The sequence below is a fragment of the Nocardia sp. NPDC056564 genome, assembly GCF_042793755.1.
Lineage (GTDB): Bacteria > Actinomycetota > Actinomycetes > Mycobacteriales > Mycobacteriaceae > Nocardia.
This window is the reverse complement of record NZ_JBHTUR010000011.1, coordinates 154,792-180,214: the sequence shown is the minus strand read 5'-3', so window position 1 is coordinate 180,214 and position 25,423 is coordinate 154,792. Positions and strand designations below refer to the sequence as shown.

The following is a 25,423-nucleotide window of genomic DNA, read 5'->3' as shown; positions in this document are numbered from 1 at the left end:
GCCGCACCCACTCCGATTACCGCCACTGCTCGCCGTATCGGCCAGGGTGTGCAGCAGGCCACAAGCGGACTTAGGTCAAGTTACCGATAGTGTCCCCGCGCCGAGCTTCGTATTGTCGGAGTCGAGACCGGGCGGTCGGTGTATCCATGCCGAAGCCGGCTCGGGTCGTTGACTGGCGACCGTTCAGCGGAGAATCCGAAATTGAGGATGGGAATGTCGATCGAGACCTTGCGGACCGCGGTTCGTGGTGGCGTGCTGCTGCCGGGTGATGCCGAGTTCGAGCGGGCGGTGCAGCCGTGGAATACCGCTGTGGCGCAGTCGGTGGCGGGCGTGGTGGAGGTGGCCGACGCGCAGGATGTGGCGGCGGTGCTGGAGTATGCGCGTGCGGCCAGCCGGGTGGTGGTGACGCAACCGACCGGGCACGGTGCGACCGGGGATATCGATGGTGCGATTCTGGTGCGTACCAGGCGGTTCAACACTATCGATATCGATCCGGGGCAGCGCGTGGCGCGGGTGGGTAGTGGCGTGCAGTGGGGGCAGGTGCAGGCCGCCGCGGCGGGGTGCGGCCTGACCGGTTTGGCGGGGAGTAACCCGGTGGTGGGGGTGACCGGATACACCGTGGGTGGCGGTTTCGGTTGGTTCGCGCGGAAGTACGGGTGGGCGTCGAACGCGGTGCGTGCGGTCGAACTCGTCGACGCGTCCGGGCGGGCGCAGCGGGTGACGGCTGATTCGGATCCGGATCTGTTCTGGGCGGTGCGCGGCGGTGGTGGTGATTTCGGGATCGTCACCGGGCTGGAGTTCGAGTTGTTCGCCCTGCCACAGCTGTACGGCGGGCGGGTGACGTGGCCGGTCGAACGGACCCGTGCGGTGTTCGAGGCGTTCACCGAGCTCACCACCGACGCGCCCGCCGAGTTGTCGGTGTGGTTGCAGCGCTATCAGATTCCCGGTATCGCGCCGAGTGTCGCGATCGACTTCGCTTACCTGGGTGACTCGGCGGAAGGGCGGGAGCTGACTCGCAGGCTGGACACGATCGATGGGGTCATCGCTGATACGCGTGGCGTGCTGAGCCCGGCGGAGATCGGCAAGATCACCGCCGAGCCCACGGATCCGAGCCCTTCGCTCTCCCGGGGTGAACTGCTCACCGAACTCGACGACGCGGTGGTCAAGACCCTCATCGACGAGCCGGTCGCGCCGCTGCTCAACGTGCAGATCCGTGGTCTGGGTGGGGCGCTCGCGGAGAACCGGCCCGGCGACGGCGCGCGGGGCGCGGTGGGTGAACCGTACGCGCTGTATCTGCTCGGCCTCGGGCTGCCGCACCTGCTCGGTGATATCCGGGGCCGGTTCACCGAGATCACCGACGCGCTCGGCACCCGGTTCACCGGTGCCAAGCCGTACACCTTCCTCGCTCCCGGCGAGTCCGCCGCCGCTGCCTTCGACCAGGACACCCTGGCGCGACTGCGGGACATCAAACGAAACCGCGACCCGCACAACATCATCCGCGCGAACTTCCCGGTCCTCGACTGACGCCGTGCAGATCCCATGCCGCACAACCGATCTGGAGCGATGTTGACCAGCAGAACCATGCGGGCTGCCCGCATGTCACGACCCGGCCGGGCGGCCGAACTCGCCGTCGAGACCGTGCCCTACCCGCGCCCAGCGGTCGGCGACGTGGTTGTCGAAGTCCACGCCGCGGCGTTCACCCCCGGCGAATTGGATTGGGAGCCAACCTATGTGGATCGAGCGGGCCGTGCACGGCTGCCCGCCGTTCCGGCGCGGGATGTCTCCGGCGTGGTGGTCGAACTCGGATTCGGCACCAATCCCAGCGACCTGCGCGTCGGTGACCGGGTCTTCGGCATGATCGATCGTTATCGCGACGGCGCGGCGGCGGAGTACGTCGCGGTGGAGGCGCGCGATCTGGCGCTGGTGCCCGAAGAAGTGGATCATGTGCAGGCGGTCGCGCTGCCGATGTCCGGTCTGACCGCGTGGCAGGCGTTGATCAGCCACGGCGGGCTCACCGCGGGCCAGCGGGTGATGATTCACGGCGCGGGTGGCGCGGTGGGCACGCTGGCCGTGCAGCTCGCCCGCAATGCCGGCGCCGACGTGATCGGCACCGGCCGCGCCGGTGACCGTCAGACCGTGCTGGACTGCGGCGCAACCCTTTTCGTCGACCTCGCCGAACAACCGCTCGAAACCTTCAGCGGCTCCATAGATCTGGTCTTCGACATGATCGGCGGCAGCGTGCTGTCCCGATCCGCCGCCCTCGTCGCTCCCGGCGGCACCCTGGTGTCCATCGCGGCGCCACCACCGGTCAAACCCCGCAGCGGCAAGGCCGTCTACTTCATCGTGGAGCCCAACCGCGATCAACTCACCGGACTCGTCCGCGGCGTCGCGGCGGGGGATCTGCGTCTCCCCGACCCCATCGTCTACCCGCTCGCGGAGGCGTCGAAGGCCTTCGCGGACAAGGAAAGCGGGACGCCGGGCAAGTTCGTCCTGCGGAATGAGGCCGCGGGACGGCGCGTTTCGCGCTGACCTATTCCGCGGCCTGCGCCTGCTCGGGCGGGAACCCGCCGGTGGCGATCGGGCCCCAGCGTTCGATGTGGATGCGGATCAGCGACTTGTTCTGGCGGGCCATCGCCGCCCGGTATTCGTCCCAGTCGGGGTGTTCACCCGAGATGCCGCGGAAGTAGTCGACCAGTCCGTCGAGTGCTTCCGGCATGTCCAGGACCTCGGCCCGTCCGTCGACCTGCACGTACGGGCCGTTCCAATCATCGGAGAGCACACAGATCGACACCTGCGGGTCGCGGCGGGCGTTGCGCGTCTTGGCCCGGCTCGGATAGGTCGAGACGACAATGCGCCCCTCCGCGTCGAGCCCGCAGGTCACCGGCGAGAGCTGCGGCGACCCGTCCGCGCGGCTGGTGACCAGCACCCCGCGATGCCGCTCCCGCAGAAACTCCAGCAGCGCGGAGTGTTCGACCTTGTCGGCAGTAGCGATTCGTGGCATCCCCCCATCCTGTCATCGCGAGCACCGGGGTCCCGGATCGCGTCCGGCTCACCCCCGTGACCCGTCCGGCGGTGCGGCGGCCATCACCCCTAGCTCGCCGTCGGAGAATATGGTCGAATCACTTCTTCAGTGCCCGGATGGTATTCACCAGCATCTGGGCGCCGTCTTGTATGGTTTGTTCCTCGCCGCCGGGGAATTGGAACTCTCCCCGCCAGCCTTCTATCGTGGCTATCAGTTTTACCGGCGTGTACTTCTCGGTTTCCATATACGGGGGAAGTGGATCGGGCAGTTCCTCCACGCCTACCCCGTCGACCATCAACTTTCCGGTGGTCGAAGTCTTGTTTTCGGTGAGCTTCGTGGGTGCGTCGAAGAACAGATATCCGAGATATCTGGAGTCCGCCGTGTTGAAAATGCACTGGTTGGTGTCGCCGAGGTGTTCGGTCAGTGGCTTTCCGACGGCAGTACTGACGCGAAGGTCATCCGTGTGGAACCATTTGCCGAAGAAGGGTTTCGGATAATCGCACAGCTCTTGGAATGTGTGTGGGTTACCAGGGGGCGTGGTATCGACCGCGCTCGAGCCGCTGGTGCAGCCCGTCAGCAATACCGCTGAGGCGCCGGTGATAACGCTCGCGTAGACGGCGAACCTCATTTCGTATTCCGCTTCTCGGTGGGTGGATTATCGACGTCGAAACTTGTCATAAGAATCCCCCTCGGATCGGCCACCGCCTCAGCCTCTCGTCAGCGGTGGGGTTTGTCAACCTGGTAGCCGGGGCCGTGAATCGCGAAGGCCGGTATCGGGATTACGTCAGCTGGAGCGTCATGTGACTGATGTGCCGGTAGGGGTGCGCTGGCGACAGTGAGGAGGTAGTTCCTACCGAGGAGAGATCTTGAAACGACGCATCCTGGCGATCGCGGCCGTCGGCATCACGGTGGTGGGCGCGGCCGCCGTCTACGCCCTGGCGGACCGGTCGGACGATTCGAAGGCCGCACCAGCGAACGCGTTCGACTGCGCCACATTTCAGGTACCGGCGCCAGCCGGAGCCGCCGTGGAGTCGCTGACGGCGACCACGGTCCCCGCCGGAGCCTTTCAGGTTCCGGGGAACCCGCCGCTCGGCGGTTACCCCGTGCCCGATGTGCCCGCGCACTGCGAAGTGACGGTCACGCTGACCCACCCGGGCGCGAACGACCATGCCAAGGTTCAGGTTTGGCTGCCGACGGCCGACTGGAACGGTCGATTCCAAGCAATCGGCGGCGCGGCCTACGCGGCCGGGAACATCGGCGGCGTGGCCACGGCGGTGAAGCAGGGCTATGCCGCCGCGACCACGGACGCGGGCGTGGATACCAGTGGCCTGGACACGAGTTGGGGGTTGACCGCGAGCGGGCAGGTCGATTCGGCCCTGCTGGAGAACTTCTCGTCGCGGTCGGTGCACGAGTTGGCCGTCGTCGGCAAGCAGGTCGTCACCAAGGTGTACGGGCAGGCCGCGTCCTACGCCTACTGGAACGGCTGTTCCACCGGTGGCAGGCAGGGCTATATGGAGGCACAGAAATATCCGACCGACTTCAACGGCATCAACGCCGCCGCCCCGGCGATCAACTGGAATCAGTTCGAGGTCGCCACGCTGTGGCCGCAGGTGGTGATGAACGAGGCACACACCTACCCGGCCGCGTGCACGTTCAACGCGTTCAACCAGGCCGTGGTCCAGGAATGCGATGCGCTGGACGGGATTGCGGACGGCCTGATCAGCGATCCGGGCCGATGCGGGTTCGACCCGCGCCGCCTGATCGGCGCCAAGGTGCAGTGTGACGGTAAGGAATTGACGATCAGCGAGGCCGATGCGGACGTGGTGCGCAAGATCTGGGACGGCCCGCGGGACGCGAACGGCAAGCAGCTGTGGTTCGGCCTGCCCACCGGCGCCGACTTCAGCGCGTTGACGGCCAGCACCACGGGCGCGAACGGGGTCACCACCGGCGTGCCGTTCACCGTCCCCGCCCAGTGGGTCGCCACGTTCGTGCAGAAGCAGCCGAAGTTCGACACCGCGAACCTCACCTACGCGCAGTTCGATCAGATCTTCCAGCAGGCCCGCGCCGAGTACGACTCGATCATCGGCACCGCCGACCCGGACCTGTCCGCCTTCCGGGCCGCGGGCGGCAAGCTGATCACCTGGCAAGGTGACGCGGACCAGCTGATCCCCACCGCGGGCACCGTGGACTACCGCCACCGGGTCGAAGCTCGGCTGGGCGGCACCGCCGAGGTCGACGATTTCTATCGCGTCTTCCTGGCGCCCGGCGTCGCGCACTGCGCGCTCACCGGCGCCACCGTCAACGACCTGACCGCGCTGACGGCATGGGTCGAGCACGGCCAGGCTCCGGATGTCCTGCGCGCCAGCCTGACCACCGCCGCGGGTCAGACGGTCTCGCGCGATATCTGCCGCCTGCCGTTCGTCTCCCGCTACCGCGGTGACGGCGACGCGACCGATCCGGCCGGCTTCCGCTGCGTCGCACCCACGCCCTGACCACGCCCAACCCCATTCGACCCGGGCCCGCCCTCGTCACGGAGGCGGGCCCGGATTCACCTTCCGGACGACGAAAGGAGCGGGATGATGCCGGAGAACGACCGCGAGAACATGCCGGACGGCGCACCCGTGGCTCGGCGAACCCTGCTGGGCATGCTCGGCGTCGGCGCGGCGGGACTGCTCGCGGCGCCATACCTGCAGACCGGCTGGGAGGGCCTGCTGGCCAAGGCCGCACAGCATGATCCGACCGGTCTCACCGGTCTGCTTCCGAACCCGGGCGGGTTCCGGTACTACAGCGTCGTCAGCTCGGTGCCACGTCAGGGCGAGGCCGATTACACGCTGACCATCGACGGCACGGTGGATCGGACGCGCACGTACACGCTGGCGGACCTGCGCGCCCTGCCGCAGACCCGGGTCGTCCACGACGTGCGCTGTACCGACGGCTGGCGGGTCGAGCAGGTGCCGTTCGACGGCGTGCGGCTGTCCGACCTGCTGGACGACGCCGGGGTCGGCGCGGGCGGTAAAGCCTTGAGCTTCGGCTGTTTCGACGGCGCGTACACCGAGAGTCTCACGCTGGAACAGGCGCGGCGCCCCGACGTGCTGGTGGCGTTGCGGATGCAGGACGCGCCGATCACCCACGAGCACGGCGGACCGGTTCGGCTCTATGTCGCGCCGATGTACTTCTACAAGTCCGCCAAATGGCTTTCCCGCGTATCCGTCACGGACCGGGTCATCCCCGGCTACTGGGAGCAACGCGGGTACGACGTCGACGGGTGGCTCGATGACGCACGCTGAACGGGTACGTCGGTTCACCACCGCCGAGCGGCTGGTGCATCGCGCCACCGGATCGCTGATGCTGGCGTGCGTGACGACCGCGGCGTTCCTCTATGTCGGGCCGCTTGCTCAACTGGTGGGTCGCCGAGACCTGGTGGTCTTCGTCCACGAGTGGTCCGGCGTGCTCCTGCCGGTGCCGGTGCTGCTGGGATTGTTCGCGCCGGCCTTCCGCGCCGATCTGCGGAGACTGAATCGTTTCGCGCCGTACGACCGGCACTGGTTGCGTGCGGCCCGCCGCGGCCGGACCGCGCCGTCGGACCGCCCGGCCGGCAAGTTCAACGCCGGGCAGAAGCTCTACGCGGGCTGGATCGCCGGTGCGGTGCTGGTGATGATGTGCACCGGCCTGCTGATGTGGTTCCAGCATCTGCTGCCGGGCATCTCCCGGACCAGCGCGATCTTCGTGCACGATGTCCTCGCCTTGGCGATCGCGGTGGTGCTGGCGGGTCACCTGCGACAGGCGTACCGGGATCCGGAGGCGCGGCGTGGCATGCGGACCGGGTACGTCGACCGGGTCTGGGCGGAGCGGGCGCACCCTCGGTGGTTGGTCGACGACCGGCCGACCACCGAGGGGAGCGGCCCGCACCGCCCATGATCATGCGTTCGTGAAGGTTACGACCGGCGCAGCAGATCCGCGGCGCGCTCGGCGATCGCGTACACCGTCGCGTTCGTGTTGGCCGAAGGAATCGCCGGTATCACCGAGCCGTCGGCGATGCGCAATCCGGCCAAACCATGCACCCGCAGTTCGGAATTCACGACCGACCACTCGTCCTCACCCATGGCGCAGGTGCCGACCGGGTGGCAGTAGGAGCCGAAATTCCGTCGCGCGTAGTCGCCGAGTGTCGCCGCATCGATACGATCGAGTCCCGGTGCGACCTCGGCGACTTCCCAGCCGGCGAGCGCCGCCGAACCCGCGATCTCGCGGGCGGCCTCGATGCCCGCCAGCACCACCGCGACGTCCGCGGCCTCGGTGAAGTATCCGGGGTCGAGGAGCGGCGGCGCGGACGGGTCGGCCGAGGCGATGCGCAGCGATCCCCGGCTCGCGGGGAGCATCGGCGAGACGCCGATGGTGAAGCCGTTCGGCACCGCCGCAACGGGATTGGGCAGCGGGATATCGATGAAGATGATCTGCAGATCCGGTCCGGCCAGGTCCGGTTCGCTGCGCAACAGGCCGATGATCTCGCCGTGATTGGCTTGCGGCGTGGGTACCGGGCGGCGGGAACTGTGCACCAGGTTGATCCGGGGATGGTCGTGCAGGTTGCGACCCACGCCGGGGAGCCGGTGCACCACTTCGACATTCGCGTCGCGCAGCACGGTCTCCGGTCCGATGCCCGAGCACAACAGCAGCTGCGCGCTGCCGATCGTCCCCGCGGTCAGCACGACCTCGGAAGTGGCTGTGGCGCGCCGGATCTCGTCACCCACCCGGTACTCGACGCCGGTACAGCGCCGGCCCTCGACGAGTAACCGGCGCGCGAGCGCACCGGTGACCACGCGGAGGTTCGGCCGTCCCAGCGCGGGCGTGAGATAGGCATCGGCGGCGCTCTGCCGTTGTCCGGCAACGATATTGAGATCGACCGGAGCGAAACCGTCCTCGAGCCCGCCGCTGATGTCGGTGGCGCGCGGGAATCCGACCTCGATCGCACCGGCCAGGCAGGCGCTCAGGACCTCGTTGGGCCGGGTGGTCGGGCCGACGGTCAAGGGCCCGGCGGTCCCGCGGCCGGGCGCACCGTGCCCGGCGGTCTCGCTGCGCTGGAAGTACGGCACCAGATCCGCGTAGCCCCAGCCCGCGGCGCCGTGCACGGTCCACCCGTCATACGAGCTGTGATGTCCGCGGGCGAACACCATGGCGTTGATGGCCGACGATCCGCCCAGGCCCTTACCGCGCGGCAGCGGCACCGGTATCCCCGAAAACGGTTGGGGCACAGTCTGATCGCCCCATCCGGCAGCCGAGTTGGCGAGGGTGGGCCATGCCGGGGGACGGCTGACCGCCTCGGGCAGCACCGCGGCACCGGCCTCGACCAGCAGCACCCGCAGGTTCTCGTCCTCGGTGAGCCGGGCGGCAAGCACGCAGCCCGCGCTACCGCCGCCGACGATGACGAAGTCGTAAGCATCAGAAGGCATGTCGTACATCCTTTGGGTAGGGCTCGGTTTCGGATGCTTCCGAGCATCCCCACCGCCACCGCCGCGCCGAATCCGTCGAATGACGCTGCACTGACGTAATAGACCGAGTGCCCAGATCTCGCTCGACGCCGATCGGCCGAACCGGGTTCGCGGATGGCCGTGACGGTGGTCGCGAGCGAGGTCAATGGGGGCTGTGGGCGGGCGTACGTCGGTGTGAGCGTCATTCGACGGATGTGGCGGCCGGGGCGCGGTGGCGACAGTGGAACCACCCCACCACAGGAGAACACGGTCATGGATATGAAATTGGAAGTCGTCGTGCTGCCCGTCGCGGACGTCGATCGCGCGAAGGAGTTCTACGCCGGCCGGCTCGGGTTCCGGCTCGACGCCGACTTCACCGTGGACGACGGCTATCGCGTGATCCAGGTGACCCCGCCCGGTTCGCCCTGCTCGGTGATCTTCGGGACCGGGGTCACCGCGGCCGCGCCCGGCACGCTGGACGGCCTGCACCTCGTCGTCACCGACATCGAGAAGGCCGTCGCCGAACTGACCGAACGCGGCGTCGCCGTCGACGGACCGTTCCGGGACGCGACCGGCGTCTTCCATCACGCCGGAACCACCGATCGCGTTGCGGGCGCGCACCCGGAGCGTCGCAGCTACGGCTCCTTCGCGGCCTTCCACGACCCGGACGGCAACGCCTGGTTCCTGCAGGAGATCACGCAGCGGGCCCCCGGCCGCTGACACCCGTCCGGAAAGCGCGATCATGTCTGACGAAATCATCGAGACCTACGACGTCATCGTTCTCGGGGCCGGTCCGGTCGGCGAGAACGTCGCCGACCGGGCCTGCGCCGCCGGGCTCAGCACCGTAGTCATCGAGTCCGAACTGGTCGGCGGCGAATGTTCCTACTGGGCCTGCGAACCCAGCAAGGCCCTGCTGCGTCCCGCCCTGCTGTACGCCGAGGCCGCGCGATTCCCTGGCGTCGCGAGCACGGTCACCGGACCGCTCGACGCCCGTGCGGTGTTCGCGAACCGGGACCGCATGGTCGCCGACTGGAACGACCGAGGCCAGGTCGAATGGCTCGAATCCGCGGGCATCGCACTGCTGCGCGGCCACGGGCGACTCGACGGGGTCCGGCAGGTGACGGTCGAGACACCGGACGGCGGCGCCGTGCGCCTGCGGGCGCGGCACGCGGTCGCGGTCTGCACCGGCACCCGCGCGGCGCTGCCGCCGCTGCCGGGGCTGGACACGGTGCGGCCGTGGACCAGCCGCGAAGCCACCGGTGCCAGGGCGGTGCCGGGCCGGCTCGCGATTCTGGGCGCCGGGGTCGTCGCGGTCGAAATGGCCACGGCCTGGCGGGCGCTCGGTGCGGAGGTCGTTCTCATCGCCAGGGAGCCGCGGCTGCTCACCCGCGTGGAACCGTTCGCCGCGGAACTGGTGGCCGATCGGCTGCGGGCCGCGGGTGTCGAACTGCGCTTCGACTCGGGCATCGTGAGCGCCGAACGCGCGGGCGGAGCCGATGACGGCGTGCATGTGAGCCTGCCCGACGGCACCCGCCTCGTCGTCGATGAACTGCTGCTCGCGACCGGCCGCGCACCCCGCACCGACGATATCGGCATGGAGACAATAGGTTTGGTCCCCGGCGACTGGCTCACCACCGATGACACGTTCACCGTGACCGCCGTCGAGGGGGACTGGTTGTACGCCGTCGGCGACGTCAATCGTCGCGCCCTGCTCACCCATCAGGGCAAGTATCAGGCGCGGATCGCGGGTGCGGTCATCGCCGATCGGGCCGCGGGCCGCGACCTCGATACCTCCCCGTGGGGCCGGCATGCCGGGACCGCCGATCTTCTGGCCGTCCCGCAGGTCGTGGTCGCCGATCCGGAGATCGCCGCCGTCGGCTGCACCGTCGAGGAGGCCGCGCGGGCGGGCCGCGCCGTCGATGTCGTCGACTACGACATCGGCCACGTCGCGGGCGCGCTCCAGCACGATCCGGACTACCGCGGCCGGGCCCGCATCCTCATCGATCCGGATCGCCGGGTCATCGTCGGCGCCACCTTCGCCGGCCCGGGCGTGGCCGAACTGTTGCACTCGGCCACCATCGCCATCGCCGGCGAGGTCCCGCTGGACCGGCTCTGGCACGCGGTTCCCTCGTTCCCGACCATCAGCGAGGTGTGGCTGCGCCTGCTAGAGACCTACCGCGATCAGCGTGCGAAGTCTTGACGACCGGTGTGGACGGGCGTCGCGAATTACGTCATCCGACGCTCGCCGCGCGTACCCCGCGATCCATAGCGTCGCGCCCATGACGACCACCCTCGAGCTCGAAGGCGAGTTCAGATGATCACCTACGACCGGCTGTACATCGGCGGTGCGTGGACCGAACCCAGCGAACCGGCCCAATTGGAGATCCTTTCGCCGCATGACCGATCACTCATCGGGCGGGCGGCGCAGGCCCAGCCCGCCGATGTGGATCGCGCGGTGGCGGCGGCGCACGCGTCGTTCGAAGGCCGCGCGTGGCGGGATGTATCGCCCGCCGGGCGGATCGCGGTGTTGCGCAGGTTCAATGAGCTGCGCGAGGAGCAGAACGACCGGATCGCCGAGCTCATCACCGCCGAGAACGGTTCGGCCGCATGGTTCACCAGGGCCGGGCAGGCCGCGCTGACCCGGCAGGCGAACGCCTATCTCGCGGCGGCCGAGACCTTCGACTGGGAGCGCACGCTCACCCCGTCGGATCCGAATACGCTGGTGCGCAGCGTGGTACGGCGTGAGCCGGTCGGGGTGGTGGCCGCGGTGATCCCGTGGAATTCGCCGTTCTCGTCCGCCACCTCGAAGATCCTGCCCGCCCTGCTCACCGGAAACTCGGTGGTGCTCAAGGTGTCTCCGGAGAATTCGCTGAGCATGGGTCTGCTGGCCGAGCTGGCGGATCGGGTCGGCCTGCCGGAGGGGGTGCTCAGCGTGCTGCCCGCGGAACGGGAGACCAGCGAGTATCTGATCGCGCATCCGCGGGTGGACAAGATCGCGTTCACCGGTTCGACCGCGGCCGGTCGCCGGATCGCGGCCATCGCGGGCGAGCAGCTCAAACGGGTCAGCCTGGAGTTGGGCGGCAAGTCGGCGGCGGTGATCCTGCCCGATGCCGACCTGGCCGCCGTCATGCGGGGCCTGAAATTCGGTTCCCTGCTCAACAACGGCGAATCCTGCATCGCCCAGACGCGGATTCTCGCTCCGCGATCCCGCTACGCAGAGGTGGTCGAGGCGCTGGCGGCGCTGGTCGAGTCGCTACCGGTCGGTGATCCGCGCGACCCCGGCACCTTCATCGGGCCGATGGTCCGCGGCGATCAGCAACAGCGGGTCCGTGACTACATCGCCATCGGGATCGACGAGGGTGCGCGGCCGGTGTGCGGCGGGCCGCAGGTCCCGCCCGGACTGAGCGGCGGTTTCTATGTCACGCCAACGGTTTTCGCCGACGTGGCGCCGGGCATGCGGATCGCGCGGGAGGAGATCTTCGGGCCGGTGCTGGTGGTCATCGCCTACGACGACGTCGACGATGCGGTCCGCATCGCCAACGATTCCGACTACGGGCTCTCGGGCGGGGTCTGGTCGGCCGACGAGGCGGCGGCCATGGCGGTGGCCCGGCGCATCCGGACCGGCACCGTCACCGTCAACGGCGCCCCGATCGGATTCGACGGTCCCTTCGGCGGTTTCAAGGCCAGCGGCATCGGCCGCGAATACGGCGCCGTCGGCCTGGGTCAGTACACCGAATATCAGACGATCACCGTCTGACGCGGTCGGTGGCTCGCGGCGGTAGGCCTGATCACGCTGTTTTGTCGAGGGTGTGCAGCAGGGCCGCGAGGTCACCGCGGGAGCTGATGCCCAGCTTCGGGAAGATGCGGTGCAGGTGGGTGCTGACGGTCCGGTGCGACAGGTACAGCCGCTGGCCGATCTCCCGGTTGGTCAGCCCCTGCGCCGCCAGGTGCGCGATGCTCAGCTCGTGCGGGGTGAGCCGGTCGCGGGCGTCCGGGTCGCGGTTGGGGCTGGATTCACCGGCGCTGCGCAACTCCAGCCGGGCCCGTTCGCTCCAGGCGGCGAAACCGAGCGCGTCGAAGATCTCGCGGGCCGTGCGCAGGTGGGTGCGCGACTCCACGACCCGGCGCTGGCGCCGCAGCCATTCGCCGTAGGCCAGGTGCAGGCGGCCGCGTTCGGCGGGCCAGCCGGTGAGGTCCGCCGCCAGCGCGGCCGCGAACAGCTCCGCGGCCGCGTCACCGGCGAGAACCGCTCGGGCATAGCGCAATCCGATGTGCAGGGCGGGCGACGGTGTGGCCGCCGCGACGGGTTCCAGTTCGCGCAGCAGATCGGTCATGGCGTCGACGCGTCCGGCGCGGACCGCGGATTCGGCGAGTTCGGAGAGGAAGTAGGCGGCCAGCGCCGGGGAATGCGACGGGTCGCGCGGATCGTGGATGCGGGCCAGATCGGTGAACGCGTCGTCGAACCGGCCCTCGCCGAGCGCGATGAGTCCGCGGGTGAGCTGCACGGTGGCGAGCACCGGCCGCACGGCCGCGGCCAGCCCGGTCCGCTCGGCGTCGGCCACGATCGCGGTGGCTTCCGCGTAATCGCCGCGCAGGGCGGCGATTTCGGCCTGGACGCTGGTGATGGACGCGTGCATGAAGGGCTGCCCGGTCTCCACGGCGAAGGTCGCGGCCTCGGCCGCGATCGGCGCGGCCGCGGCGAGATCGCCGACGCGGGCCAGGCTCCACGCCTGGATCGCGAGCGCACGGGTCAGCAGCCCCAGCTGCCCCGACGAGCGGAACCCGGGTGCGGCGGCGGCCGCGAAATGCGCCGCGAGATCGAACGCGCCGACCTGGTAGGCGGCGCTGCTGAGGAAGTGGTCGACCTCGGTATCGCGTCCGGTGGTCGCGGCCAGCGTGCGCAGGTGACCGAGCACCTCCTCACCCCGCTCGAACGGGGCCACGATCGAGTCGATCGCGAGCTTGCGCGGATCACCGTCCGGGATGCCGAAGGTGTCGGCGACCGCGAGCACCGCGCGCCGGACCGCGGGCCCGGGTTCGGACCAGAAGCAGCGCGTCGCCGCGCCCCACAGAATCCGCAGCCCGGCATCCGGGAAGCCGTCCGCGGCGACCGTGGCCGCCAGCGCGGCCAGTTCACCGATGTGCGAGGGGCTTTCGCGCATGCCGTCCTCGAATCCGCTGAGCACCCACTTCGCGGTGGCCTCCTGCGCGGGCGTAAGGGGCAGCAGGCGCGCGGCGGCGACCAGCCGTTCGGCCGTGTCGCGGTGGCCGGAGTCGACGGCCAGCTCGGCCGCGCGCAGCAGCCGGTCCGCGCGGCGACCGGGGGTGACGCTCAGGGCGGCGGCCCGCTCCAGCGCCATGATCGCAGCGCCGCGGTGGCGGGACCGTTCGGCCGCCGCCTCCAGCGTGGCGGCCACCTCCTCGTCGGGGCCGACCGTGCCCGCCGCGCGATGCCACACCTGGCGATCGGGCAGTCCACCGAGGACATCCGCGAGCGCCAGATGGGCGCGGCGGCGTTGCGCCGCGGTCGCCGCCGACGCGAGGGCCGAGCGCACCAGGGGATGGCGGAAGGTCAGTGTGCCGGAACCGAAGCCGATCAGGCGGGCCGCCACGGCGGGGGCGAGCACCTCGGCGGTGACCGGTGACCCGAGCAGAACCCCGGTGGCGGTGAGTGTTTCGTCGGCCGAGTCGCCGTCGTTCAGGGCCGCGACCAGCAAGGCCGACCGGGTCGGCGCGGGCAGCGCCGCGCCGCGCGCCGAGAAGGCCTGTTCGAGACGGTCGGTCAGGGGCAGCGTCTCGGCGTCGGTGAGATCCGGTACGGCCGTTGGCAGTTCGGTCAGCGCCAGCGGATTGCCGCGGGCCTCGGCGAGCACCCGGTGGCGCAGCTGGGCGGGCAGGTCCGGCGCGATGCTGTCGAGCAGCGCGTTCGCGTCGTGATCGGGGAGCGGACCGAGTCGCATGCCGGTCAGACCGGCGGCGGACAGCGGCGAGCTGGCACCGGTACGCGAAGTGGCAAGGAGGGCAACGGGTTCGGCGTCGATGCGCCGTGCGACGAAGGCCAGTACCTCGGCGCTGGCCACATCCAGCCAGTGCGCGTCCTCGGCGACGACCAGCACCGCCCGCTCGGCCGCGGAGTCGGCGAGCAGGGTCAGCGCGGCCAGGCCGACCAGGTGGACGCTGGGCTCATCGGTCGACTCCGACGTGCCCAGCGCTGCTGCCAGCGCTTCGAGCTGACGCGGCGGCAGAGTGTCGAACGAGCGGCGCAGGGGATACAGCAGTCGGTGCAGCCCGGCGAAGACCAGGTTGCGTTCGGCCTCCACCCCGGCGGTCCGCAGCACGCGCAGGCCCGTGGCGGACGCGGCGACGACCGTCTGCTCGACCAGCGTCGACTTTCCGATGCCCGGCTCGCCCTCGATCAGGATGCCGCTCAGGTCGCCGGGGCCGTCCACGAGCGCGGCCAGGTTCTTCAGCTCGGTGTCGCGTCCGAACAACGGCATGGTGCGGGATCCTCCTCCGGGCCCGAAACCGGTATCCGGGCCAGGTCCGAGACCCTACCCAAACTGGATTACGTCAAGACAGCGTCATCTGACAGATTCGGCGGCCGGGCGTCGGCGGCGAAGGTGATTCCCATGACAACCGTTCGCTTTCACCTGATGTCCACCCTGTCTCCCGCCGAGGTCATGCACGTGCTCACCGACTTCGGACCCACCCGCCCCGAGGCGTGGCCGAGCATCGACGCCGAACACTTCACCGTGCACGCCCGCGGCGAGAACTGGGCCGAGGTCACCGAGGGCACCGCCGCCGCCTGGGAGCGCGCCCGCTACGACTGGGATCCGGCCGGGGACACCGTCACCGTCACCACCCTGGACTCCAAGCTCTTCGGCGCGGGCGGCGGCTGGGTTTTCACGATCACACCCGACCTGCCCGGCTGCCGGGTCGATGTCGAGCTGACCAGGACCCCGCAGGCCGTCAAGGGCAAGATCCTGGCGGCGCTGCTGCCGCTGGTCGGGCCGTCGTCGCTGCGCAAGTCCTTCGCCACCCCGCTACGGGCCGCGTGATGCCGGTGGCACGGCAGAGCTCCGGCGTACTCACGCCCGGCGTGCACGCCTTCGATTCCGATGGCGTCACCCAGCGTTATCACGTGTACGGCAGCGGGCCGGTCTGCCTGGCGCATCCCGGCGGACCGGGCATCCATTGGGAATACCTGCGGATGCCCGAACTGGAGCAGCACCTGACGATGGTGTACGTCGAGGCGCTCGGCACCGGCGACTCCGGCCGTCTGCCCACGCATCCGAACGGCTACACCCGCGAGCGTTACAGCGTTGCGCTGCAACGGATCATCGACCACCTCGGCGTGCCGAAGGTGTATCTGCTCGGCCATTCGCACGGCGCGTTCGTCGCCGGCTACCACGCGATCCATCGCCCCGCCGGGCTCGCGGGCGTCGTCCTCTACGAGGGCGCACCGGTGACCGGGCCGGAGCACGGGGCGGAAGCCACCCGGCGGTTGCAGGAATTCGCCGTCGCGCACGCCGATCGGCCGGGCCTCGCGGATGTGCTCGCGAGTTTCGCCGCGATGCAGGCTATTTCGAGCGACGAACAGACCCTCGCCGTCGCCCGCGGCGTGCTGCCCTCCTATATCGCCGACTACTGGGGCGACGAGCGACGCTGGGCTCCGCTGCGAGATGGCCTGCGCGCCGGCTTCATCTCCGGGCTCGACGCGCTCGGTGCTCCCGAACTCATCGATGACCGTGCCGCATTACCGAAGGTCACCGTTCCGACCCTGGTCATCGTGGGCCGCTTCGACATCATCTGCGGGCCGCGATGGGGGACCGAACTGCACGACCTCATCCCCGGTTCGCGTCTGGTCGTCCTGGAACACAGCGGCCACCTGGGACATCTCGAGGAACCCGAGCGCTTCGCCGCCGCAGTCCTCGACTTCACCCACTCGACACCACCCCTGCCGTCGCCGACCGACGGCTCCCCCGAAAGGATCCCGAAATGACCCCGCCCGAAACCGAAAAGCCCCCCATCGCAGAGCTTTTCGTATGCGGCCCGATAGCAATGCTGATCTGGTCGAAAACCGCGGCGCCGCAGAATCGTAAACCGTCGGCGCATGAGCCCACCGGCTAGTGCCGCCCTTCTCGCCGGCCCAGGCGGACGATAACGGCGCGGTGGCCGATGCCGGGATCTCTGAATGCCGTGTTCGCTGTGACGGTGCGTTGATGTGGGGGCGGTCCGTGCCGCGTGGTTCGGGCGGTTTCGGGGGAGGCGGCTGTGGAAAGCTGGGGAGGTGAACCTCCTGAAGGATGCCACCTCGCCCTACCTGCGTCAGCACGCCGACAATCCGGTGCACTGGCAGGAGTGGAACGCTGCCGCGCTCGCGGAGGCGGCGCGGCGAGACGTGCCGATTCTGCTGTCGATCGGGTATGCCTCGTGCCACTGGTGTCATGTGATGGCGCACGAGTCGTTCGAGGATGCGGCTACCGCGGGGTTGATGAACGAGAACTTCGTTTGCATCAAGGTGGATCGGGAGGAGCGGCCTGATCTGGATGCGGTGTACATGAATGCGACCGTGGCCATGACGGGGCAGGGCGGGTGGCCGATGACCTGCTTTCTGACGCCGGCGGGGGAGCCGTTCTATTGCGGGACGTATTACCCGAAGCAGCCGCGGGGCGGGATGCCGTCGTTCACGCAGCTGCTGACCGCGATCACCGAGACCTGGGTGCAGCGGCGCGACGAGGTGCACACGGCGTCGGCGCAGGTGACCGAGGCGTTGCGGGCGCAGGCGGCGGGGTTGCCGGATTCGGATCTGACGATCACGGCGGAACTGCTCGATCACGCGGTCGCGGCGGTGCTGCGGGACGAAGATCCGAAGCATGCGGGATTCGGTGGCGCGCCGAAGTTTCCGCCGTCGGCGTTGCTGGAGGGGCTGCTGCGCAGCTGGGAGCGCAGCGGTGATTCGGCGGTGCTCGGTGCGGTGACTCGGACGGCCGACGCGATGGCCCGGGGCGGGATCTATGACCAGTTGCGCGGTGGGTTCGCCCGCTACTCCGTCGATCCTGCCTGGTTGATCCCGCATTTCGAGAAGATGCTGTACGACAATGCTCAATTGCTGCGTGCCTATAGCCATTTGGCGCGACGTACACCAGGTGGGCAGTCGGAGTCATTGGCGCACAGGGTTACTCGTGAAACGGTGAACTTCCTGCTCGATGATCTGGGTACCGAGCATGGCGGGTTCGCGTCGGCCCTCGACGCCGATACCCATCTCGAAGCCGGTCAGCCCGGGGTGGAGGGCGCGACCTATGTCTGGACCCCTGCCGAACTGGTCGGCGAACTGGGGCCGATCGAAGGCGCCTGGGCCGCGGAGTTTTTCGGTGTGACGACCGCGGGGAACTTCGAGCAGGGCACCTCGGTGCTCACCCGATACACCGACCCCGCACCCGCCGACGTCGATCGGCTCGAACGCATCACCGCTGTCCTGCGCGAGTCGCGCGACGGCCGCCCGCAACCGGACCGCGACGACAAGGTGGTCACCGCGTGGAACGGCATGGCGATCACCGCTCTGGCCGAGGCGGGCGCCGCGCTCGGTGCAGCCGACTGGGTGGCCGCCGCGGTGCGGTGCGCGCGATTCCTGTTGTCCGAGCACGTGATCGACGGCCGCGTCCGCCGCGCCTCGCTGAACGGCACGGCGGGAACCTCGCCCGGCGTGCTGGAGGACTACGCCTGGCTCGTCACCGGCCTGCTCGCCCTGCATCAGGCAACTGGCGAACTGCACTGGCTCGACGAGGCGCAACGGTTGCTGGACACGGCGATCCAGCACTTCGCCGACCCCAGCATCCCCGGCAGCTGGTTCGACACAGCAGACGACGCCGAAACTCTGGTCGCGCGTCCCCGCGACCCCGTCGACGGCGCGACCCCCGCGGGTGCGTCCGCCCTTGCCGAGGCGCTGCTCACCGCGGCCGCCGCCAGCGAACCCGACCGGGCCATTCCGTATTTCACCTTGGCCGAACAGACGCTCCAGAGCGGCGCGGTCGTCCTGGCCCGCGCCCCGCGCTCCGCGGGCCAGTGGATGACGGTCGCCGAAGCCGCCCTGCGCGGCCCCCTCCAGGTCGCCATCGCCACCGAATCCCCCGGCGACCCCGGCGAACTGCTCGCCACCGCCCGCGCCGCCGCCCCCGGCGGCACGGTAATCCTCGCGGGCCCACCGAACTCGGCCCCCCTGCTGGCGGATCGCCCCCTGCTGGCCGGGGAGCCCGCCGCCTACGTCTGCCGCGGCGCAGTATGCGACCTCCCGGTGGCGACGGCCGCCGAACTACGCGCAGCCTTGGCACGCACATAGGCGGGCGCTACTAGGCGCGTCGACCCCGAGTCGGGCCGTGGCTCAGTCGATTTCCGTCGCGGCGGTGCGAACTTCGACCACTCCGCTGCGTTCGATCGCGGGGTCGGCGGTACCGCTGGGCGCGGCGGATTCGGCGCCGTTGTTGCTTGCCGGGGCGAGGGGGGCGGGCTGATCGATGTCGGTCCAGCAGGCGGTCGGTTTCTTCATGCCGCGCAGCAGGATCGTCTCGTACAGCGTCCATTTCGCGCGCTCGTGCGGCGCGGCCGCCTCGATCGTGGCGCCGCTCACCAGGATTCGCCGCGGCACCTCCTTCGCCTCGGTGGTGAGCCGCGCCGCCTCGTTCACCGCGTCACCGATGACGGTGTACTCCAGCCGGGTATCCGCACCGATGTCCCCGGCGAAGACCGGCCCGTGCGCGACGCCGATGCCGATATCGAGTTCCCCCGCGGCGACCACCTCGTCGCGGATCCGTCGTGCGGCCCGCAATGCGGGAGTCGCGTTGTCGCGCAAAGCGATCGGTGCGCCGAAGATGCACAGCGCGGCATCGCCCTCGAACTTGTTGACCAGCCCGTTGTTCTCCTCGGTCGCCGCGACAACGGTCGCGAGCAACCGGTTCAGCTTGGCCACGAACTCCTCCGGCGGCAGCCCGGTGGACAGTTCGACCGACCCGGTCACGTCGACGAACAGCGCGGAAACCACCCGCACATCCCCGGTCAGGTCCAGCCCGCCGGCCAGCGCGCGCTCGGCCACCTCGGTACCGACGTGCCTGCCGAACAGGTCCCGCATCCGTTGCCGCTCACGCAGATTGGTGACCAGCTCGTTGACCGAGTTCTCCAGCCGCCCGATCTCGCTGGTGCTGCCCACCGGTACGCGCACGTCGAGATCGCCCCCGGTGATCCGGTCCAAGGCCCGGCGCAACGTGCGCATCGGCGTGGCCACGGCGCGCGCCAGGAAGGCGGTGGCGAGCGCGCCGACGCCGAGCCCGACCACGGAGAGATAGATCGCGGTGCGCACGCGGTCGCGCGGATCCGCCACCGGATTTCCCAGCACCACGATCAGCATGAGCAGGGGCAACGCCGCGGCCACCGCCCAGCTCACCACAACCCGGACCAGCACCGAGGAACTCCAGTGCATGGTCGGCCCCAGGACCGCGGCCACCACCGGAATGGTCGGCCGGATCAGCCGATCCACGATGAGGAAGGTCAGCCCGACCGATTCGATCCCGCCGAAGGTGAACAGCGACGCCATCACCGCCGGGTCGTTGTCCGGCGCCAGGCGCATCAGCGACACGGTCGCCACGATGACACCGGTGATCCACACCGCGGACGCGCGCATGGTGATGCTGATCGGCAGGCGCAGCAGTTGCCGCGCCTCCGCTTCGGTCGGTTTGCGCCCCTGATCGAGCCAGCCGAAATGATGGGACCGATCCCGGACCGCGAGCACGACGCCGAGCAGGAATCCGAGGGTCGGATAGATACCGGCCAGCGCGATGTGCCGGATCCAGTCCGGCCCGAGCCGGCTGAGCGACCCACTGAGCCACAGCTCGGTGATGATGACGGCGAGACCGCTGAGATTCGCGGTGATCACCACCGCCGCGAGACCCGCGCGGGCCTTGAGGGCCCAGATGACCAACCGGGCGATCATGGCGTTCGCACGTCCGCGATGACCCGCCCGGGCAATGCGCCGCCCCGAACGGCAGTGACTAGGAACACGAACGAGCAGCTTAGCCGTTCGTGCTGGTCATCGGAGGACGACGAGCCACACCGCGACATAGTGGGTGAGCGCGGCGAGCACGGTCGCGGCGTGGAAGAACTCGTGATGGCCGAAGACGGTGGGCCACGGGTTGGGCCACTTGGTGGCGTAGAGGATCGCGCCGCCGCTGTAGAACAGGCCGCCGACCAGCAGCAGGATCAGCGGCGCGATGCCGATCTCGCTGTTCAGCTGTCCGGCCACCGGCACGATCGCCCAGCCGAGCAACAGGTACAGCGGCACGCCGACCCAGCGAGGAGCGGTGGGCCACAACAGTTTCAGCGCGACACCGGCCAGCGCGCCGGCCCACACCACGATGAGCAGCGTCTGCCCGGTGCGTCCGGGGAGGCCGAGCAGCGCGAACGGGGTGTAGCTGCCCGCGATGAACAGAAAGATCATCGAGTGGTCCGCGCGCTTCATCCGGATGCGCGCCTGCGGCGTCGGCCAGGTCACCCGGTGATACACCGCACTGATGCCGAACAGGCCGCACACGGTCAGCCCGTAGACCGCGGTAGACCACCCCGCGGTCGCCGAGATGGTGGCCGCCTTGGCGATCAGCACGATGACGGCGACGGCCGCGATGCCGACCGCCCAGGTGTGGATCCAGCCGCGCATCCGAGGCTTCACCAGCGCATCGACCAGGGACTCCGGCCCCGACCCGTCGACCACTCCGTGGCCTGTGGCGCCGACCGATTCGGACACGAGCTACCTCCTGGTTGAACTCACCGGTAACCTACGGAACCGTAGGTTACCGGCCCACCGCTACTGTACCGGGAGACCCGGTCGCTGCCGGGATCGTGCCCGCGGGGCGTAGGGTGGCCGCGTGGAGCTTCCGGTTCAGGTGCGGGGTTTGCCGTATCGCATCTACGAGGCCCGGCTCATGAAGCAGCTGGCCGGCAAACAACATCCCCGCCACGTCGCGGTGATGTGCGATGGTAATCGGCGGTGGGCCAGAGAGAACGGTTTCACCGACGTCAGCCACGGACATCGGGTCGGTGCGGTCAAGATCGCCGAACTCGTCGGCTGGTGTCAGGCCGAGGGCATCGAGATGGTCACCGTCTACCTGCTCTCCACCGAGAACCTGCAGCGCGATCCCGAAGAGCTGGAGACGCTGTTCGAGGTGATCACCGACGTGGTCGAGGAACTGTCGGCGCCGGAACAGAATTGGAGCGTGCGCATCGTCGGCACGCTCGACGGTTTCCCCGAGCTGATCGCCAAGCGTCTGCGCACCGCCGCCGAGCGGACCGAGGGCAACAGCGGCGTGCACGTCAACGTGGCGGTCGGCTACGGCGGCCGGCAGGAGATCACCGACGCGGTGCGCTCGCTGGTCCGTCAGGAGATCGCCGCGGGCGAGACCGGCGAGGATCTGGTCCAGTCGATCACCGTGAACGCCATCGGCCAGCACCTCTACACCTCCGGCCAGCCGGATCCGGACCTGGTCATCCGCACCTCCGGAGAACAGCGACTCTCCGGATTCCTGCTGTGGCAGAGCGCATACTCGGAGATATGGTTCACCGAGGCGTACTGGCCGGAATTCCGGCGCGTGGACTTCCTGCGGGCACTGCGCGACTTCGCGGCGCGGCACCGGCGCTTCGGCATCTGAGCCGGGCGGTGGGTCGTGCGTGAGCCGGCCGGCCGCTCCGACGGACATCGGACCGTGCCGGTGCCCTACATCAGCTACGAGGACTTCGGTCGGCGGTTCCTGGAGTACGCCGCTACCGAGGAGCGAATCCTCGGCGCGTTCTCCCAGTTGACCGGCGCCGCCTTCGATTTCGGCCCGATCGGGGTGGGGCCCGGCCGGTTGGCGAAGGCCAGCGCGCAGGTGCAACTCGGTCAGGCGGTGGTGCGCCGTGACGTCGACGAGGTGATCTCGTTCGCGCTGAAGATCCCGCTCAGCGTCGACATGCTGATCGACCTCGCGCTGGACAAGCATCGGTTCGAGGTGGACGGCCACATCCACGTGCACCTGATCGTGCGGACCGCCGAGCCGCTGCGCGTGATCATCGACATCGCGACGCCGCGCTCCAGCGACGTCCGGATCAATGTCGCCACCGACACCATTCGCGGGAACCTGTTGCGCGTCTTCGCCAGCGTCGATCAGGAGATCCGGCGTTTCGTCGCCCGCTATATCGCCAAGGAGATCGACAAACCGCACATTGCCGCGGCCCGCGATATCAATGTGGCCGAACGCCTCGACGCCGCCTGGAAATTGTAAGCGGGATCACAATTTGCGTAGTCGCAGTCTATTGATGCTGTGGTCGGCGTCCTTACGCAACACGAGGGTGGCGCGCGGCCGGGTGGGCAGAATGTTCTCCACCAGATTCGGGCGGTTGGTGTTGTTCCAGATCTCCGACGCGGCTTGCGTCGCCTGCTCGTCGGTGAATCCGGAGTAGTGGTGGAAATGCGCGTTCGGGTTGGCGAACGCGGTCTCGCGCAGCGCGAGAAACCGTTGCACGTACCAGTTCTCGATGTCCTCGATGCGGGCGTCGACGTAGATGGAGAAGTCGAACAGGTCCGAGACCATCAGCCGGGGCCCGGTCTGCAACACGTTCAGCCCTTCGACGATCAGGATGTCGGGCTGGTGCACGCAGTGGAACTTGTCCGGCACGATGTCGTAGGAGATGTGCGAGTACACCGGCGCGCACACCTCGGCCGCCCCCGACTTCACCTCGGTGACGAATCGCAGCAGCTTGCGGCGGTCGTAGCTCTCCGGGAACCCCTTGCGGTGCATGATGCCGCGGCGGGTCAGTTCGGCGGTGGGATAGAGGAATCCGTCGGTGGTGACCAGGTCCACCCGCGGGTGGTGGTCCCACCGGGCGAGCAGCGCTTGGAGCACGCGGGCGGTGGTGGACTTGCCGACCGCGACGCTGCCCGCGACGCCGATCACGAACGGGACCTGCCGATCGGGGTGCGTCTCGCCGAGGAAGGTCGCGGTCGCGGCGAACAGCCGCTGGCGCGCGGCCACCTGCAGGTGGATGAGTCGAGCGAGCGGCAGATAGACCTCCGCGACTTCCTCGAGGTCGATCTGTTCGCCGAGACCGCGCAGGCCCCTCAGTTCTTCCTCGGTGAGCACCAGGGGAGTCGACTTTCGCAGTGTGCGCCACTGTTTGCGGTCGAATTCCACATACGGACTGGGCTCGCTCATTCGTGCCACTTACCCGACGCTCCAGTTCGGCAAACGCGTACACATACCGTGCCGGCTCCGTGTGATTCGGTCTAACTCTCGCCGCATAGCCGAATTCTGCTCTGCGTCAACAGCGTGCCAAAAGCGGGGTACCGATAGCGGGGTAGGCCGGGGCGGCGAACGACTAATGTCGGTCGGATGGCAGCGCATCCACTGGTGACCGAGTACCTGCGGCTCGGGTTGGCCTTCGACCGGCTCGAAGACGGTTTCGTCGACGCGTTCACCGGCGATCCGGCCCTGCGTCGCGAGGTCGAGAACGCTCCCGCGCCGCAGCCGCGTCAGCTGGCCCACCGGGCGGCCGAACTGCGCGCCGGACTGGCCGACGCCGGGCTCTCCGCGGAGCGCACCGAGTTCCTGGACGCGCACCTGCGCGCGCTGGAATGCTCCGGCCGCAAGTTCGCGGGTGACGAGATCGGCTTCGTGGACGAGGTCCGCGCCTACTTCGACGTGGACATCGCGCCGGGCGACGTCGAGAACTACCGGGACGCGCACCGGCAGATGGACGAGGTCTTGGCCGGCGCAGGCCCGCTGGCCGAACGGGTCATCGCGCACCGCAAGGCCGACGAGATCCCGCCGGAACGGTTGTCCGCCTGCGTCGAGGCGTTCTCCGGCGCCCTGCGCGAACTGGTCCGCGATCGCTACCCGCTGCCCGACCACGAACACGTCACCTACGAGGTGGTCGGCGACAAGCCGTGGTCCGGGTTCAACTACTACCTCGGCAACTACCACTCCCGCGTCGCGATCAACTCCGACCTCAAGCAGCACATGACGCACCTGCCGGTGCTGATCGCCCACGAGTCCTACCCCGGCCACCACACCGAGCACTGCCGCAAGGAGGCCGGACTGGTCGCGGCAGGCCAGGCCGAACAGACTCTGTTCGTGGTGAACACCCCGCAGTGCCTGATGGCCGAAGGCCTCGCCGACCTGGCCCTGCATTCGATCGTCGGCCCGGGCTGGGGCAAATGGGCGCAGGAGATCTACGCCGACCTCGGCCTGCGCTTCGACGGCGAACGCGCCGAGCGACTCGCGACCGCCTCGGCCGAACTGATCAGCGTCCGTCAGGACGCGGCCCTGCTTCTGCACGACCGGCACCGCAGCCAGGACGAGGTCGCCGATTTCCTCCAGACCTGGAGTCTCACCACCCCCGAACGCGCCCGCCAGTCCCTGCGCTTCCTGTCCTCACCGCTCTGGCGGGCCTACATCTCCACCTACGTGGAGGGCTACCGCCTGCTCGGCGGCTGGCTGGACAAGGCGGTCGACGCGGACGACCGTTCGGATCGTTTCCGTCGCTTGCTGGACGAACCACTGACCCCGGGCGCGCTCCGGCGGGGCTGACGCCGACCGCGTTCGATCTCCCACCGACGCGGATTCGCACCCGCAGCCGGGCAGTGGCAGCGGGTGCGAATGCCCGAGGGCGATGGCGCGGCGGTATGCCGTACGGCGCGATCCCCTCCGGTTCGTGCCGGCCAGCCGAATGTCCGCGATGATGCTGCGCGCCGGTCGCGCGGCGGAATTCGGTGCGCTACTGGATGACCGCGCAGCCCTGGCCGGAGGAGAGGGTGCAGAGGAGGGTGGAGAGCTGGCGGAGCAGGCCCTCGAGCGGGTTGGTGGGGACCGAGATCAGGGCGAGCATGTGTGGCTCCTCGGAGACGGGGTGATGGCGATTT

Annotated in this window: 21 protein-coding genes; 14 read left to right on the top strand and 7 right to left on the bottom strand. The window is 69.3% G+C overall.

All coding sequences use genetic code 11. From position 1 onward, the window contains the following. Window positions 1–213: 213 nt before the first annotated feature. Entirely contained in the window at window positions 214–1,524 is a 1,311-nt protein-coding gene (locus ACFQ9K_RS26285; RefSeq protein ID WP_378725300.1) for an FAD-binding oxidoreductase, read from the top strand. A 57-nt stretch (window positions 1,525–1,581) separates the two neighbouring features. Further along, entirely contained in the window at window positions 1,582–2,529 is a 948-nt protein-coding gene (locus tag ACFQ9K_RS26280) for an NADP-dependent oxidoreductase (protein WP_378725317.1), read from the top strand. 1 nt (window position 2,530) lies between these two features. Here the strand turns inward: ACFQ9K_RS26280 and ACFQ9K_RS26275 are convergent, their stop codons facing one another. Then, window positions 2,531–3,001, bottom strand: coding sequence for a PPOX class F420-dependent oxidoreductase (locus ACFQ9K_RS26275; RefSeq protein WP_378725303.1), 471 nt, complete (start codon window positions 2,999–3,001; stop codon window positions 2,531–2,533). A gap of 118 nt (window positions 3,002–3,119) precedes the next feature. Further along, window positions 3,120–3,650, bottom strand: a complete 531-nt coding sequence (locus ACFQ9K_RS26270; RefSeq protein WP_378725305.1) for a hypothetical protein — start codon at window positions 3,648–3,650, stop codon at window positions 3,120–3,122. A gap of 238 nt (window positions 3,651–3,888) precedes the next feature. Between ACFQ9K_RS26270 and ACFQ9K_RS26265 the strand changes: the two genes are divergently transcribed. The 3 genes from ACFQ9K_RS26265 to ACFQ9K_RS26255 all read left to right on the top strand — a co-directional run bounded on the left by ACFQ9K_RS26265 (window position 3,889) and on the right by ACFQ9K_RS26255 (window position 6,940). Then, a complete protein-coding gene (locus ACFQ9K_RS26265) occupies window positions 3,889–5,514 on the top strand; it encodes a tannase/feruloyl esterase family alpha/beta hydrolase (RefSeq protein ID WP_378725307.1) in 1,626 nt (541 codons plus the stop codon). A gap of 87 nt (window positions 5,515–5,601) precedes the next feature. Continuing rightward, a complete protein-coding gene (locus tag ACFQ9K_RS26260) occupies window positions 5,602–6,309 on the top strand; it encodes a molybdopterin-dependent oxidoreductase (RefSeq protein WP_378725309.1) in 708 nt (235 codons plus the stop codon). Then, complete coding sequence (locus ACFQ9K_RS26255; protein WP_378725311.1) at window positions 6,296–6,940, top strand: cytochrome b/b6 domain-containing protein; 645 nt, start codon at window positions 6,296–6,298, stop codon at window positions 6,938–6,940. The genes ACFQ9K_RS26260 and ACFQ9K_RS26255 overlap by 14 nt, the downstream gene beginning before the upstream one ends. A 17-nt stretch (window positions 6,941–6,957) precedes the next feature. Here the strand turns inward: ACFQ9K_RS26255 and ACFQ9K_RS26250 are convergent, their stop codons facing one another. Then, complete coding sequence (locus ACFQ9K_RS26250; RefSeq protein WP_378725313.1) at window positions 6,958–8,466, bottom strand: GMC family oxidoreductase; 1,509 nt, start codon at window positions 8,464–8,466, stop codon at window positions 6,958–6,960. A 291-nt stretch (window positions 8,467–8,757) separates the two neighbouring features. Between ACFQ9K_RS26250 and ACFQ9K_RS26245 the strand changes: the two genes are divergently transcribed. The 3 genes from ACFQ9K_RS26245 to ACFQ9K_RS26235 all read left to right on the top strand — a co-directional run bounded on the left by ACFQ9K_RS26245 (window position 8,758) and on the right by ACFQ9K_RS26235 (window position 12,241). Further along, a complete protein-coding gene (locus ACFQ9K_RS26245; protein WP_378725315.1) occupies window positions 8,758–9,204 on the top strand; it encodes a VOC family protein in 447 nt (148 codons plus the stop codon). A gap of 22 nt (window positions 9,205–9,226) precedes the next feature. Next, a complete protein-coding gene (locus tag ACFQ9K_RS26240) occupies window positions 9,227–10,684 on the top strand; it encodes a dihydrolipoyl dehydrogenase family protein (RefSeq protein ID WP_378983715.1) in 1,458 nt (485 codons plus the stop codon). A 114-nt stretch (window positions 10,685–10,798) separates the two neighbouring features. Beyond that, entirely contained in the window at window positions 10,799–12,241 is a 1,443-nt protein-coding gene (locus ACFQ9K_RS26235; protein WP_378720718.1) for an aldehyde dehydrogenase, read from the top strand. A gap of 31 nt (window positions 12,242–12,272) precedes the next feature. On the opposite strand, the gene ACFQ9K_RS26230 is transcribed toward ACFQ9K_RS26235, so the two are convergent. Further along, on the bottom strand, window positions 12,273–14,981 hold the full coding sequence (locus tag ACFQ9K_RS26230; RefSeq protein ID WP_378720716.1) for an AAA family ATPase: 2,709 nt from the start codon (window positions 14,979–14,981) through the stop codon (window positions 12,273–12,275). A 132-nt stretch (window positions 14,982–15,113) separates the two neighbouring features. Here ACFQ9K_RS26230 and ACFQ9K_RS26225 point away from each other — a divergent pair, with 132 nt between their 5' ends. From ACFQ9K_RS26225 to ACFQ9K_RS26215, 3 genes are all read left to right on the top strand, one after another. Further along, window positions 15,114–15,542, top strand: a complete 429-nt coding sequence (locus ACFQ9K_RS26225; protein WP_378720715.1) for a hypothetical protein — start codon at window positions 15,114–15,116, stop codon at window positions 15,540–15,542. Continuing rightward, window positions 15,542–16,486, top strand: coding sequence for an alpha/beta fold hydrolase (locus ACFQ9K_RS26220; protein WP_378720714.1), 945 nt, complete (start codon window positions 15,542–15,544; stop codon window positions 16,484–16,486). Before ACFQ9K_RS26225 ends, ACFQ9K_RS26220 begins: the two co-directional genes overlap by 1 nt. Before the next feature lie 288 nt (window positions 16,487–16,774). Further along, the gene (locus ACFQ9K_RS26215; protein ID WP_378720713.1) at window positions 16,775–18,823 is read left to right on the top strand and encodes a thioredoxin domain-containing protein; all 2,049 of its coding nucleotides are present in this window, start codon (window positions 16,775–16,777) and stop codon (window positions 18,821–18,823) included. A gap of 42 nt (window positions 18,824–18,865) precedes the next feature. On the opposite strand, the gene ACFQ9K_RS26210 is transcribed toward ACFQ9K_RS26215, so the two are convergent. Both ACFQ9K_RS26210 and ACFQ9K_RS26205 read right to left on the bottom strand, forming a co-directional pair. Further along, the gene (locus ACFQ9K_RS26210) at window positions 18,866–20,455 is read right to left on the bottom strand and encodes an adenylate/guanylate cyclase domain-containing protein (RefSeq protein WP_378983712.1); all 1,590 of its coding nucleotides are present in this window, start codon (window positions 20,453–20,455) and stop codon (window positions 18,866–18,868) included. A 108-nt stretch (window positions 20,456–20,563) separates the two neighbouring features. Further along, a complete protein-coding gene (locus ACFQ9K_RS26205) occupies window positions 20,564–21,187 on the bottom strand; it encodes a hemolysin III family protein (RefSeq protein WP_378720719.1) in 624 nt (207 codons plus the stop codon). 208 nt (window positions 21,188–21,395) lie between these two features. Between ACFQ9K_RS26205 and ACFQ9K_RS26200 the strand changes: the two genes are divergently transcribed. Further along, window positions 21,396–22,175, top strand: a complete 780-nt coding sequence (locus ACFQ9K_RS26200; protein WP_150402228.1) for an isoprenyl transferase — start codon at window positions 21,396–21,398, stop codon at window positions 22,173–22,175. A 15-nt stretch (window positions 22,176–22,190) separates the two neighbouring features. Further along, window positions 22,191–22,787, top strand: a complete 597-nt coding sequence (locus ACFQ9K_RS26195; RefSeq protein WP_378720711.1) for a hypothetical protein — start codon at window positions 22,191–22,193, stop codon at window positions 22,785–22,787. Between the two features lie 6 nt (window positions 22,788–22,793). Here the strand turns inward: ACFQ9K_RS26195 and coaA are convergent, their stop codons facing one another. Beyond that, on the bottom strand, window positions 22,794–23,726 hold the full coding sequence (gene coaA / locus ACFQ9K_RS26190; protein ID WP_378720710.1) for a type I pantothenate kinase: 933 nt from the start codon (window positions 23,724–23,726) through the stop codon (window positions 22,794–22,796). A gap of 168 nt (window positions 23,727–23,894) precedes the next feature. On the opposite strand from coaA, the gene ACFQ9K_RS26185 reads away from it, so the two are divergent. After that, on the top strand, window positions 23,895–25,091 hold the full coding sequence (locus ACFQ9K_RS26185; protein WP_378720709.1) for a DUF885 domain-containing protein: 1,197 nt from the start codon (window positions 23,895–23,897) through the stop codon (window positions 25,089–25,091). The last annotated feature ends 332 nt before the right edge of the window (window positions 25,092–25,423 follow it).